General features: G+C 51.7%; 7 protein-coding genes. All 7 read right to left on the bottom strand.

Annotated elements, in window-relative coordinates; all coding sequences use genetic code 11:
• Positions 1 to 158 precede the first annotated feature (158 nt).
• Entirely contained in the window at positions 159 to 2,924 is a 2,766-nt protein-coding gene (locus tag DCW36_RS00670) for a glycoside hydrolase family 78 protein (RefSeq protein WP_114782522.1), read from the bottom strand.
• Positions 2,925 to 3,161: 237 nt separating this feature from the next.
• The gene (locus tag DCW36_RS00665) at positions 3,162 to 4,619 is read right to left on the bottom strand and encodes a sialate O-acetylesterase (protein WP_205702844.1); all 1,458 of its coding nucleotides are present in this window, start codon (positions 4,617 to 4,619) and stop codon (positions 3,162 to 3,164) included.
• Positions 4,620 to 4,854: 235 nt separating this feature from the next.
• Entirely contained in the window at positions 4,855 to 6,726 is a 1,872-nt protein-coding gene (locus DCW36_RS00660) for an exo-alpha-sialidase (RefSeq protein ID WP_114782521.1), read from the bottom strand.
• Positions 6,727 to 7,781: 1,055 nt separating this feature from the next.
• On the bottom strand, positions 7,782 to 8,546 hold the full coding sequence (locus tag DCW36_RS00655) for an SGNH/GDSL hydrolase family protein (RefSeq protein WP_114782520.1): 765 nt from the start codon (positions 8,544 to 8,546) through the stop codon (positions 7,782 to 7,784).
• A 157-nt stretch (positions 8,547 to 8,703) separates the two neighbouring features.
• Positions 8,704 to 9,708 (bottom strand): glycoside hydrolase family 43 protein, encoded by a 1,005-nt coding sequence (locus tag DCW36_RS00650; RefSeq protein WP_114782532.1) that lies wholly within the window; start codon positions 9,706 to 9,708, stop codon positions 8,704 to 8,706.
• Positions 9,709 to 9,845: 137 nt separating this feature from the next.
• A complete protein-coding gene (locus DCW36_RS00645; RefSeq protein ID WP_114782519.1) occupies positions 9,846 to 11,267 on the bottom strand; it encodes a glycoside hydrolase family 140 protein in 1,422 nt (473 codons plus the stop codon).
• Between the two features lie 47 nt (positions 11,268 to 11,314).
• Entirely contained in the window at positions 11,315 to 14,401 is a 3,087-nt protein-coding gene (locus DCW36_RS00640) for a DUF6298 domain-containing protein (protein WP_114782518.1), read from the bottom strand.
• Between the last annotated feature and the right edge of the window lie 49 nt (positions 14,402 to 14,450).

Raw genomic sequence — 14,450 nt, 5'->3', positions numbered from 1 at the left:
GTGTCTCTACGGCCAACTCATCAAGTAACTTGTCGGGCAGGTAATTTAATAACTTCTTTACCCGGATACCTTTTGTGTCCATAGCAGTAACTAATTGATAACTATAGAATATACGGCAGGTTTCGGACAACAATGTTTTGTAAACCTACCGGGTTTTTTTATTTCGCTACAAACGAATAGGTACCGGAACCTACTTCAAACACCGCTCTGTCACCCTCCATGCGCAGGAACTTGACGCCAGAGGCAGATGCTGCTGCTTTACCGCCTTCTGTCACGCTTTTCTCAGAGCTGGCCGGGATGTACACAACAGCTTTGGTATTGCCGGGCACGGTGATGTTCCAGGTAAACCGCTTCTTCTCTTTTTTCCAGTCGCTTTTGATTTCACCGTGGATGGAATGGTAGCTGGCGTTTACAAAATCCAGTCCGTCTACCACCTGAGGCTTCATTTCCAGCTGCTTGAATCCGGTCTGTTCCCTGCTTGATTTGATGCCCGCCAGGTCTTCGAAATACCAGATTACCAGGTCGCCCAGCATCATGACATGGTTGTAGGAATTCATGTTGGGTGCTGCTGTATTGCCATTCCATAATTCCCAGATGGTGGTGGCTCCGTTGGCCACCATATAGCCCCAGCTGGGATAGGTGTTGGTGGTGGCAAGCTTGTAGGCGAGGTCAGGCCGCCCGTAATCGGTCAGGCTGCGCATCATCCACTGGGTTCCTACCACGCCGGTGCTTAAATGGCCTTTGTTCTGCACTTCAATTATGTTCACGATGTTGTTGAACAGGGCTTTCTCCTGCTCCTTCGGCACCAACCCGAAATAAAGGGCCAGCAGGTTATCCGTTAACAGATTTTCGCCATAGAAGCCTCCTTCGGCATTGTAGAATTCATCGTTAAAGCCTTCTTTCACCTTTGCTGCCAGGGCCTGATATTCTTTAATGTCTCCCTCATTGCCCGTGAGGCGGGCGAAGCGCTGCATCATCTGCAGATAGTGGTAATGATAGGCAGTAGAAATTAACTGGCTGGGGTTTTTCACATTCGCGTTCATGCCCCTGCCTTCTTCAATCGTAGCCGGAGGCGGACACCAGTCGCCATAGCTATCTTTCGTCATGATGTAATCCTCCGTCATGTACAGGTTCTGCATGTACTGCAGCCACTTCTTCATGGAAGGATAATGCTTCTCGATGGGCTTTACATAGCCGTATTGCTGGTACAGCATATCGGCAATCATGAGGTAAGTTCCCGCCCAGGACATGTTGTCGCTGTAGTAGCGCCAGAAGGCAGGGGCCACATCCGGAATAGAGCCGTCGGCTTTCTGGGCAAACTGGATATCATCCAGCCACTTGGCATACAGCTTCCCGTTATCAAAGATAAAGCTTTCACCGTAGGCCACGGTTGGTCGGTCGCCCAGCCAAGGCTGCCGCTCATTTCGCTGCGGACAATCTACCGGCATGCCTTTGTAATTTCCCCTGATGCCCCAGTAGGCATTTTTGTACACCTGGTTGATGATGGGATTGGAAGTCTTAAAGCTACCGACTGTTTTCAAGGCATCGTACACCACCCGGCCATCAAAATCGTTGACGGTAGGCTTGCCCGGATAGCCGCTCACTTCCACATAACGGAACCCGTGGTAAACGAATGACGGCTCCCACACTTCTTCTCCGTCCCCTTTCAGGGTGTACACATCGGTTACTTTTGCATCGCGGATGTTTTCCATGGCCAGTTCGCCTTTTTCGTTCAGGACCTCCGCATACCGCAGCGTTACCTGGTCGCCCCGCTTGCCATTTACTTTCATTCTCACCCAGCCCACCATGTTCTGGCCCATATCCACAATATGAGTTCCAGGCTTCAGCTGCTTCACGGAAACCGGTTTGATGGTTTCCATTACTTTCATGTTCTCATTCATCTGGGCTTCAATCTCGCCGGTAGGCTCCTGCACATACTCCGCCTGCTGCCACTGCTTGTCGTTAAAGCCTACCGTGTTCCAGCCGGGCATTTCTTTGCGGGCATCGTATTCTTCGCCGTCATACTCGTTGTTGGCACGGATGGGACCATCGGCCGTCATTTTCCAGCTTTCATCGGTACGGATGGTTTCCTTCGTACCGTCTTTGTATTCGATTACCAGGTTGAGCAGCATTTTAGGGTAGCCGAAGGTTTTGTTCTTATAAGGCTTGTACTGCCGCATGGTAAAAAACCGGCCGTTGCCTAGCACGGTACCAATGGCATTTTTGCCGGACTTCAGCTGCTTCGTTACATCGTAGGTGTTGTATTTAACATTTTCAGAATAGTCGGTAGGTGCCGGCGCCAGTACCTGGTCGCCGATGCGCTGTCCGTTCAGGTACAGCTCGTATAAGCCAAGGCCGATGATGTAGACTTTGGCCTTTTTAATTTCTTTAGGCGCTTCAAATTCCTTCCGGAAGTAGCGGGCAGAGAGGCGCGAAAACCTGTCTTCCTCATCACCTTCGGACAATTTATCCATCCCAATCCAGCGGCCTGCCCAGTCACCATAATACAACAGGCCCATGCTCCAGTAAGCGGGTTCACTCCAGGAGCTTTCGCCGTGGTTTGTCCAGGTTTTTACTTTCCAGTAGGCTTCTTTGCGGCTTTTAAGCGGAGCACCTGCATAGACTACATGTACAGACTGGTCTGATTGCACCTTACCCGAGTTCCAAAGGTCACCTTCGTTCTTCGCCAGCTTTTCCGGCGACGAGGCCACCAGCACCTGGTAGTGCGTCTGCATAAGCCCCCGCTGGTTGCCGGTGATTTCCCAGCTCAGGCGCGGCTTCACCACGTCGATACCTTCAGGGTTCTGCAGCATCTCGGTACGCAGGTTCTGCAGCTGCACCTGTGCCGCTACTTTTCCTTTGGATGAGGAAAGCAGTACCGCAGACAGGATAGTCAGGGTAAATAAGATGATACTGTTTTTCATGTATGATGAACTATGTTGTTAAACCCGGTAGGTTTTAAAAACCTACCGGGTTTTGTGTTTCTGTTTTGTCCCCCTTTAAGGACAGTCATATCATTCTCCAAAATTATCCCCTTGAGGGGATTATAGGGGTGTAAAGCTCGCAGGTACCATGCCTGTACTAAGTTTAAAAACGTTACTCGCAGGTGTAAACATCCCCCCAACCCCCTTCAAAGGGGGACTTTTCCTGCTACTGTACTTTTACTTCCTCTTCCACACCTCCGCATCGGTTCGGAACGGACGTGCCGGCAGGCCTTCTTTGTTGTAAAAGTTCGATTGTGCTGCCTCGTCCCACGCGAAGCGAACTGCCACCGGCTTTTTTACACCGGGTGCCGATACGATTAGTTTATCTCCTTTTATCACGGCGTTTGCAGGTACAAACTTTCCGTCGGCTCCGGCGATGGTGAACCAGGTAAGGGGTTTACCGTCGTTGCTCACGAGGCCGCTGCCGGTGTGTTCGAATTCTAGCACGGCTTTTTTGCCTTTCACCTTCATCTCCCTGAACACCGGGCCGGAATATACGAGGTTTTTGTCATAGCTTTTGCCCAGCGCCAGTCGTGCCAGCCTGCGCCCGATTTCCCACTTGTAGAGAGGGTGCAGTTCGTCCATGCTGTCTGTTAAATCCGTTGTCACAATCATGCCGGTATTCGGGATCTGCAGCGCCGCTGTCTGTGCCTCCCAGAAACGGGGCAGCGTTTCTTCGTTCAGCGGGAATTGGTTTTTGCTTTTTGAATACTCGAATGGCACAATTTGAACGAAGTAAAACGGAGCCTCCTTGTCGCGCCAGATGTGGCGCCAGGTGTTGATAAGCGCCTGCATTTTATTCGTGTATTCGAAGTGCTCGTTCTGGAAAGCGTTCGTTTCGCCCTGGTACCACAAAAAGCCGCGCAACGCAAAAGGCGCCAGCGGCTGAATCATGCCATAATAAAATTTGCCCTGGTTCAGGTCACCTACTGCTTCTTTGTCCAGGGTAGCCTGCACGTTGAAATCCGGAACACCTTTAAATACCTCCTCCGGCGCCCAACGCTCGATGTGGGTACCCGATACAGCTGCTGCAATCACACCCACCGGGATGCTCAGTTCTCCTTGCAATTTCTCTGCAAAGTAATAAGCCGGGGCAGAAAAGTCTTTTACCGACTCGAAAGTTGCTTCTTCCCAACCGGTTTGAAAACCGTTGTTCTTGTAGAGGTCCTTGCGCACGAGCAGCACCCGGATGTTCGGGTTGTTCACCTTTTGCAGTTCTTCCTCCGACATCCCTTTGCTGCGCTTGCCTACATTATATTTCGCGCTCTTGCTCACGGTAAATTCCATGTTCGACTGCCCCGAGCAAAGCCACACCTCCCCTACCAGGATGTTCTCCAGTTTCAGGGTGTTGGTACCGGCAATGGTCATTACCTGCGGCGTCGCGTTGGCGGTCAACGGCTCGAGTGTAACTTCCCAGCGGCCAAGGTTATTCGTGGTGGCGGTTTTCGACTGCTTGCCAAAGGTTACGGTTACCTTTTCACCCGGTGCAGCATAACCCCAGATGGGCACAGGCTTCTCACGCTGTAACACCATGTTGCTCGTCAGCACCTTCGGTAGCGTTACTTCCGCCTGCAGGTTAAGAGCCGCGAGCAGCAGGAATGCGGCCAGGAATATCCGTTTTATACTTTTGTTCATGCTCTGTTTTATCGAAACATCTTTCTGCACCTGCCACCACTACCTCTCCTGATGTGGTGAGGGTATGGTGGCAGGTGCAGAAGAATTTTAAGGTTAACTGCCGCAGGTTTAGCGTTAGCGTAACCTGTGGCTTTACATCAGGCAAGCTTTCAGCGAAAGTTGCCCTTTTGTACTACGCAAGCTGAAAGCTTGCAGGATAGTAACAACAAGCTGAAAGCTTGCGGTAGTAATGCATTTACTTGGCAGAAGTAGCCATACTTTGGTGGTCCTGTGTTTTAAGCGACTTGATGTAAAACTCCGCCCGCTCGTCCTGCTCGCCTGCCTGCGGCACATCGTAGTCCTGGTCGGTTGGTGTGTCGGCATCCGGGAAGCGGCGCACTTCGCCCGTACGGAACATGATGCGTTCAATAGAAGGAACCGGTGCAAAGAAGATGCGGGTAGTTACTTTTTTATCATCCACGAATACATGGTACATTCTTTTCGGCACATCCAGTTCCACACGCACCTTGTACTCCTTGTTCGGCTCGTACTTCATCATGCCGGACAAACGGTAGCCGGCTTTGTTCTTGAACATGCCGTCTTTATCAAAAATCAGGCGTACGGCTGGCGTTCCTTTGGCATCCTGAAACTCGATGTGCATCATGCCTTTGTTGTTTTGCGCAGGTACAATCACAAACTCGGCGGTCATTACTTTAGAAGCAGGCACCACTCTTTCAGCTTTGGCATAATCGAATTTGTCCCAGTCTTTCATGGCGAGGGCTTTGGTGCCATCGGCCATCTTCTCGATTCCAACCGGTGCCCATAACGGGCTGTATATATTCCACTTGTCCAGCTCATCGCCGGCAGGCATCTGCGCAAATACCTCATTGGCAGATGCGTCAGCCTTCGCTGTAATCGAAACCGGAATTTTCGATACCCACATATCTTCTTTGTTCATGCTGTAGCTTACCCACATATCGCCACCCGGAGGCGTACCGTTGCCAGGAAGGATACCGCGCACATACTGCGGGCCATAAGATTTGTAGTTACCGCCATAGCGCATGGTGGTAATTTCGCCGTTTATCAGCAGCAGGTCTTTGTACACCAGGCCATCGTCGCTTGTAGAAACAGCCAGCGGCCAGCGGAATTCGGACGGGTTATACACGGTGGCATAGCGGCCGTCGGAGGTGCGCTGTCCCCAGATTTTGGCGTTGCTGTTTACAAAACCGGGCGCCCTGGTTGGCGAGTACTCCCAGGTTTTGCCGCCATCTTTGCTGATGGAAGTCAGGGCGTGTTTCCACAAACCTACCACGCGGTTGTCAGGCAGAGAATAATAACTGAATGCTTTGTATTCACCTTTCAGGTTGATAAGCGGGTCGTTGCGGTCAGCTTCTTCCACCCACTGCTGCATCATGAGCGGGTCGGCCAGCAGTTCGTTGCAGGCCTTTACAAAGCCTTTGTCTTTGCTCTTGGTGTAGAACTTGTAAGCAGATTTTTTCTGGTCCCAGGAGGAGTTGTAGCGGATAAAGTAGATGGGGCCGAACTTGCCGTTTGGCAGAATTTCGCGCACCACGCGGCCTATGCCTTTGCCATCGTTCGGGTCGTCTTTCGCATCGAGGGCGATGCCGTAATACCCCAGCGCCAGCAGTCGGTTCGACTTGGATACATAAAAGCCCATGCGCTGGTGCATGATAGCATCGAGGTCTTTGGCTACACCTGGGTGACCTTCTTTGCGGGTGCCATCCGGAATGCGGTAGGGCGGAAAAAGGATTTCGGGTTTAGACCAGCTATAGCCGTCTTTCGAAGTTTGCAGGAAGGTCTGACTTGGCGGAATGTGCTCCCCCACCGGGTCGCTCAGGTAATGTAAATAGAAGCTCCCGTTCCAGTAAGCCAGGTTCGGTGCGTGGTTGTAGGTCCAGCCGTAAGCGTTTTCCTGTGTCGGATTTTCGCGATTCGCCCGCATTACCTGGATGTTGTGCACGCCCACCGCCGGGCTCAGCTGCCCGTGATGGTAATCAACATTTGACAACGTGTTACCGACATAGCGAATTGTATCCTGTGCCTGCACTTGCGACAGGCCTAGTCCTAACAGGGCAACGACAGTTACCTTCGAAAAAAATTTATGCATCGTAATCTAAGTTTTTTCAGATTCAGGTGTTACATGCAGTTGCACGACAGTAGCTTTTCCAGTTACTCCTCTTCCTCCTCTAAAAGCCTGCCTTTCCGGTTTTGCAACAACCTCAACAGCGTGTAACTAACATTTGTTTCAGCAGGAAAACAGGCTATTCCAGGCAAGACGACTTCAGGTTAATCCGGTTTTCTATCTCTGCAATACTCCGAAAGCGCAGCTGTTTTTTCTGTTCTATCAAGCTAATTTCCTGCCAGCATTCGGTTTTCCTACTAAAATACCTAAAAGTAGGCATTTTTAATCAAATATAAAATTATTATTCATATTTAAATAAACAACTGCTTATTTGCGAACATCCCGTAAGTTTTGCTTTGTTCCCTTTCTGGCCCTGAGGTAGGAAGAGCAGTGGCTGTGGTGGCAGGTGCAGCAAACATTTTTGGTGGCACTTTTCAGGATATGAACAAAAAAACTTGCCCCCATTGTGACAGTTTGTGTCGCAACGGGGGCAAAGTATAAAATCTGCAGACCTGTATTTTAACTGAAGTTAAACATAATCTACTTTAGCAGAGAAAGTCCCCCTTTGAAGCTAATCTTGTAGGGAAAATTTTGTACTATTTTAAATGCCTATTGGCTTTTTTATCTTTATATACCGCAAGTTTGAGCGCAGCGGTAACTTGTGGTTATTTATGGTGCCAGTTTGTAACTGGCGTGGCTGAATATTTGTGCTTTTGTGCACACGCCAGTTACAAACTGGCCCTATTTAGTACCACAAGTTACCGCTGCGCTCAAACTTGCGGCAGAAATCGATTAATAGTACCTTTTTTTCCCTACAAGATTAGCTTTGAAGGGGGTAAGAGGGATGAAGCAGGGGCTGTGTAAAAAGCAGCTTCCACTTCCGGTACAGGAATAGTTTATTCGCAGGTGTAAATCATCCCCCAACCCCCTTCAAAGGGGGACAAAACATTCTGCGTTACATCAGTTATCAACTGCAGCAAGGCATGTAATAATCACTGCACCTGCCACCATTGCCACTGCACCTCAGAAAGAAAAAGCTTCTATCCTTTCACCGTCTCCAGCCAGGCATTGGCCATCAGGCGGTTCCCGGCGATGGTCGGGTGCACGCCGTCGTAGGTCCAGTAGCTGCCGGGGGCATCTTTCTGGGCTTTGTCGAAAATGCTCTGATACGGGATAAAAGCCGCATCGTATTTATCGGCTATCTCGCGGGCGGCTTTCTGGTAGTCGTTGAAGGCCGGAAACCAGCTCTCGTCTACTGACTTGATTCCTTTCACCGCAAAAGGCTCTCCGATGATGAACTTCACCTCCGGGAACTTCTGCTTGGTGCGGTCGAGCAGGGTGGTGTAGTCTTCTTTATAGGTTTTGATGGTCCCTTTGTAGTCGCGCACCAGCGTGTGCCAGAAGTCGTTTACCCCAATCAGGACGCTGAGTACGTTTGGCTTCAGTTCCAGCGCATCGGTCTCCCAGCGTTCTGCCAGTTGGTATACTTTGTTGCCGCTGATGCCTTTGTTGTAGATGTTCAGGCTTTTGCCGGCATATTTGCACAGTAAGTCCGAAGCGGCCATAAATGCATAGCCGGTTCCTAAAGCTGAAGCACCGTTTACCGTCAGGTCGTCGCGTTTGCGGCGTGCATCGGTAATGGAATCGCCCTGGAACAGGATAACATCGTTTTGCTGCAGCTTTACTGTTTTTCCCTTATGAGCAGCCAGGGCATCGGTGACAATGGCAGGAATGCTGAGCGCTGCTAATCCGCTTATCGACGCTTTCCTGATAAACCCTCTGCGGCTGTTGTTTTCTTCGTGCATTTTCTGGTGTTGTTGCTTATGTTCTTGTTTTAGCTGCTGGTTGCGTTCTTCTGCTGCTGGTAATGTCGGATTGCAAATCCGACGGCCCAGTTAAGACGGGATTGCAAATCCCGTCAAGCTATGTTACATCAAGCAGCATTAAATTCACTGTCTCCGGTTATTGTGCGTTTGATTTAGTCGCTTGCTGCTGCGCTGCGTGCTTCTTCACGCCTTCCAGCACTTTTTCATTAGACTTAAAAATCGTGCCATGCTTGTGCCCCACCGGGAACGACATCTGGTCGGTTACGTCCGTGAACGTTTTAAAGTCTTTGGTTTTGGAAGCACCGTAGATTTTCTTCTCGTACACATCGTAGTAAATATGATACTCATCTCCCAGCTTCAGCACCGTTGGCCCTTCCACAAAGTTACCGGTAAACGGCTCCGACACATTTTTCCAGGGACCGAGCGGAGTATCTCCATAAGCTACTTTCAGGTTCCGGTTAGGCCGGGTGTTGTCTTTCAGCACCAGCACATAATCGTCTTTCTCCCGCTTCACAATCACGGCATCGATGATGCTGAACCCGGGATCTGAGAAAAGTTTTGTTTCGGTAAAGGTATTAAAATCCTTGGTGGTGGTGTAGTACATGCGGTGGTTGTTCTTCTCGTCTTCCACGCCACGTTCAAAACGATTTGGAATGGTAGAGGCCCAGATGATGATGTACCGCTCGTTTTCTTCGTCGTAAAACAGCTCCGGCGCCCACACATTCACGGTTTCCGGCTCGTGTGCCATTACCTCCACAAACTTCTGGTCCGACCAGTTGATCAGATCTTTGGAGCTGGCATAGCCAAAGCCTTTGTCGCCGCGCCAGGCGGTTGTCCAGACCAGGTGGTAGGTACCATCCGGTCCCTGCACCATCGAGGGATCGCGCATCAGTTTGCCTTCGCCGGCATTTGGTTTCAGGAAAACACCGCCTACGGAATCCCATTTGTAGCCATCGTAGCTGTAAAGCAGGCGGAGTCCTTCATCGGCAGGTTCGTGAAAGGAAGTAAACATGTATACTTCTTTTGACTCCGCACCTTCAACGGCTACACCTGTGTTATCTGCATTGCTGTCGCTGGTTGTGGAACTGCACGAAGCCAGGAGTACCAGGCTCAGCAGTAGCAGGGAGAATTGTTTGATCATATCGGTTGTTTGGTTCTTTCGTTTTTTCAGCGTTTCTACCGGAAGACGCTGCGAGGTCAGGGCCGTCAGAAACTCGCAGGAGCTGCGCACACTGCGAGGTCACGGCCTCAACCTGCACTCTTAACTCTTAACTAACATTAGGTTTTGTCCAGTACCAGCACCCAATCGTTGCCGTTTTCTTTTTCGCCTGGTGGGTTAAACTCCTGCACGCCTTTGTTCGGGAAAGTGCCAATTTCGGTATAGGTTCCGTTGCGCGGGTTGTACCAGGAGGCTTTTACATTTTCGCCTTCTATTTTGCCCATATTTATCTTCATGTCACGGCCGGTGTAGGTGTAGATAAAGGCGTAGTCTTTGCCGCGGGTAGCCATGAGTCTGTCGTACTTCTCGCCCTGTTCGCCGGCTATCAGCGACTGGTCCGGCACCCGCTCGAAGTATGGTCGGGAAAGCATCAGTTTTTTCAGGTGTACCATTTGTGCTGCTCCCGGGTGGTCGATAGCATCGTTCCAGACGCCTTTGGCTCCGAAGGCGCTGCCTTTGTCGGATGGCTTGAGCATCTGCATCACGGTGTTGTGCCCATACGTGTAGCCGCTGCCACCTGCAAACACAGACCAGTAGCCATAACGGCGCACGTCGCTGGCGTTCCAGTAAGGCTGTTCCGGGTCGTGCAGCCCCTGCGGAATCATTTCATAAGAAGGCTCGCCGTCCAGGATCGGCTTAACAGGCTTCATGCTATAAGCTGCATTAATGAATTTCCAGTTGTCTTCGCCATAGTGACGTTCTTCGCCTGCGGAGGTGTCCTGGGCGTAGTTGCGGTGGCCTGACTGGAACATGTTAAAGTCCAGCCATTCTTCATTGTGGAACCAGTCCGTGGAGGATGTCCTGCCACGCGGGTGGAACGTTATTAAATGGTTAGAATCATGCTGGCGCAATGTTTTACCGATCGTATTCCACACCTGCAGCGAATCAGAGCCTTTGATATCGCCGCCATTCAGCCAGATGATGTTTTCACGGTCTTTGTACCTGTTGGCCAGGAAAGTAGCATACTGCTCGGCCTGTTCCTGCGTAACCATACCGCCTTTCACGTCGGTTCCCCAGATAGGTACCATGGCCATGTAGATACCTCTTTTGGCTGCATTGTCTACGATGTAATCCACGTGATCCCAGAAATCGTATTGCGTGGAATCTTCGGGGTTGTTGCCTTCTGTAACTTTCGGCTGGCCCAGGTTTTTGTTTACCAAAGCCGTATCGCCATACGCGTTCACGGCGCCAACGGTATGCAGCGTCATGACCTGCACCACGTTAAAGCCTTTCTGCTGCCTGTTTTCCAGGTAAGTGTCTGCTTCCTGGCGGGTTAGTTTGGAGAACAGCAGCCAGCCGGTATCGCCCAGCCAGAAAAAAGGTTCGCCATCGGCCTTCATGAAGTAACGGCCGTTTTCCGATATCTTCAGTTTGCCAACCTCACCCCCGTTTTCATTTTCAGCCGTTTCTGTTTTTTTCTGTGTGTCGCAGGCCGTAAAGAGCAAAGCCAGCAGCAAAAAAGAGCAAATGCTTTTAAACATGTTGTTAAGATTCATCTAAGGAATATATGCTTATTAAATTTTTAAATTTATTTCGTCACCCACACAACGGCAGCACCTGCTTTCGGGCTTTGCAGTTGCAGCACTTTGCCAGCCTTTACACGCTCCGCTTTATCAAGAAGCTTTCCGGTTTCGGCATCAAACCACTGCACTTTGTAATTACCTGAATTTCCTGATAAATCGAGTTGCACCGGCTTACCGGAAGCACTGTACACAATGTAACCTTTGCCTCCGTTTTGCAAGGCCCACTGCCCTTCCGGTTTGCCCGGCAGGTCGGCAGGTTTCATGGTAGCGGCATCGGCCAGGAGAGCGGCAGGAACATCTGCTGCAATTGTCGCCAGGGAGCCGCCGGCCATAAACACAGGCCAGCCATACGCATCGTAATTGCCTTCGGAGAAGATAACCGGTTTGTCCGGATGCTTGTCGCGGTACTCCCGCACCGCCCGGTACACCTGCTCCGCAGAACGCTTACCTGGTTTTACCTGGCGTGCGTGCTGCCTTGGCGCCAGGTTTACCCCTCCGGCAGGTGCATACAGGCTGCCATCTTCGCGGTAGCTCCAGTACCGGATGTCAATCAAATCCACTACAGCAGCACGTGCCGGGTCGGCTAAAATGGCATCCTGCACATCTTTGGTCGTGCTCAGGCAAACCAGCGCATTCTTGCCGGTTTCCTTCTCCCATTCTTTGATGGTATCGAGCCAGAATTCCACGAAATGCAAAGGCCCTGTATATTCGGCACTGATGAGTTGCAGCACGCCTGTGTTACCTGAAAAATTATCGAGGCATTGGCGGATGTAAGCTTTGTGCAGCGCGCGGCGTGTCGGGTGTGAAATGTCGTAAAACTGCTCGGCCAGGAAAATGCGTTTGTCGCCGGCATAGGGCGGCGGTTCCGGGAAACCGGTTTCGTTTACGTTGTTGGCTGGTCGCCAGGGAGAGTCGGCCCAGTGTGCGCCTGCTTCCAGGATGTTGTGCTGGAAATAGTTCTGATGCACCAGCAACAGCCCCTTCTGGTCAGCCAGGTTGGCAAACTCTTTCAGGCGGCTCCAGTACCAGTGGTTATACTTGGTGAGGTCGTAGCGGCTCAGTCCATCCCAGGCGGTGCCTTGTCCGCTGCGGGCAAAGGGCTGCTCATAAAAGGGCGCCCACACTTCGCCGTCCATTCTGCGCACGCGTTCGTGGTCGTCGCGGCGCCGTTCGTACCACAGGCCGTAATTATGCTCCAGCGCCACTACCTGCTGCTGTTGCATGAGGTCGGTTACTTCTTCCAGGTCGTCGGTAAGCCCGGTACCAGTGCGGCCCGGCACATAGCGGGTAACGGCAGGCTTAGCCTTTGGCAACTCATAATAGCGCACATCGCCCCGCCACCAGGGCACATCAATTCTCTTGCCTGTCAGGATGGTATTGCCACGTACCAGCCAGCCATTTTCGATGTGCAACGGTGCACCTGGTTTAGCCGGAACCGGCGCTTTGTATTTTATCTTATCAATGGATTTCACGTTGGAAGTCTGCACCGGAATGGGATGGCGTTTAGGGGCCTCCATAATCCAGTCGGGGAGCAAAGGCAGCGCACTTGCTGCCAGGGCCGTAAGTGCCATCGCCTGGTCTACCGTCGGGCTGCTGGTGGCTTCGGAATCTACGGGCAGCAGGAAATGGCGCGGCGCTACCTTTTTCTCGCCGATGCGGTCGCTCAGTTGGGCATAGTACAGGCTGCGGGGTTTTACGTGGCTGTTCACGCTGCCCCAGTAACCGTTGCCGCCAAACTGCGACCAGGCGCCAATGGCCCAGTTCATGGCACCAGGCGGTGCGTAATTTTCAATTAATGCGGCAGAACATTGCCAGAACATGCTGTTGGCGGCACTCCAGCCTGCCCCCTGTGCATCCTGCGACCTGTTCCGGAAACGGAGGGCATTGCCATCTACATTCACAATATCAAACAGCACACCGGAAGCCCAGCTGTCGATAGCGCCGCTGAAGCTGTAAGGCAGCGACGATTCGCACTGCACAAAAGCATTGGGTCCGGCAGCCATAAAGCCTACGGCAAAATCGTGGTAGCCATTCTCGGCAAAAAGCCGTTCAAACAGCGTTTGCTGCCCGTTCGTCAGGAAGGTGTAGCGGCGGTGTCCGCCAATTTCGGAAACCGGATTAATCGATTTGCAATCTTCTACCGTTACACGTTTGGCTGTGGCGAAAGCTGCAACTGCCGAACCTGCAAAATGCTCGAACACCACCTGGCGCACCCAGGCGTCGCTTACATTTTCCAGCGTAATCGCCATCCAGCGGTGGGCTTCGTCTTTCGGATTGTTTTTGTTGTAGGTTGACTCAAGTTTCAAATTTTCAACCCCGACCTGCGAAATACGGCCCGGCCAGGTGTACGTGGCAACGTTCCCGCCGCCATAGTTGGCATCGAGGGCCGTGGTGATGGGCGCATCGAGCGTGATGGTGTTCCCGTTAACAGCTACCACCGTTCTGTCCCAGAAGATGTCGCGCTCACCGGGCTTCCAGCCGATGTAGCCAGTCTCGCCGCCAAACTCCTCCATCTGCAGCAGCTTGATCCACTCTTTGGTACTCGGGCGCTGCACCAGCACTTTGTCGCCTGCTTTAAATGAACCCGGCGAAGCGACGTTCATTTTCATGGCGTTGACCGGCACATAGGTATCTGTAACCTTTACAGAGGGCTTTACCTGCCTGTCGTTCTTCCCTTTAATGGTGATGAGCGTGTGGCGGTCGAGGCCGCTGCCCAGCAATACGGTACCGCCTTCGCCCATGCCGCTGCCGCGCAGCACCACACCGGAGGTGTTGATGAAGAGATTTCCGTTAACCTCATAGGTACCTTTCTCCAGTTGTACAGCACCTCTTATGCCACTTGCATCTGCAGGCAATGAGCCCACATAATCGAGGGCAGCCTGGATGCGGAGGGTGGCATCGCCTTTGGTAAGCGGCACCACCACCTTTACCGGCGCATCCGGAATGGGCTGTTCGCCTGCCATGTAGCCGCTGTAAGAGAAATCCGGCACGCGGTTGCCCTGTGCATCGGGAACATAAACCAGCTTTCCTTCTTTGTTCAGCGAAACGGGCGGCGGAGCTTCCTGTGCCCGGGCAGCCACATTTATCACCATAAACGCAGCAAAAAAGCATGCTGCTACACAAAAATGGAATTTTAACCTT

It is taken from the genome of Botryobacter ruber, from assembly GCF_003347595.2.
Lineage (GTDB): Bacteria > Bacteroidota > Bacteroidia > Cytophagales > Hymenobacteraceae > Pontibacter > Pontibacter ruber_A.
The sequence above is the reverse complement of the archived record's forward strand: the minus strand, read 5'-3'. Positions and strand labels throughout refer to the sequence as shown.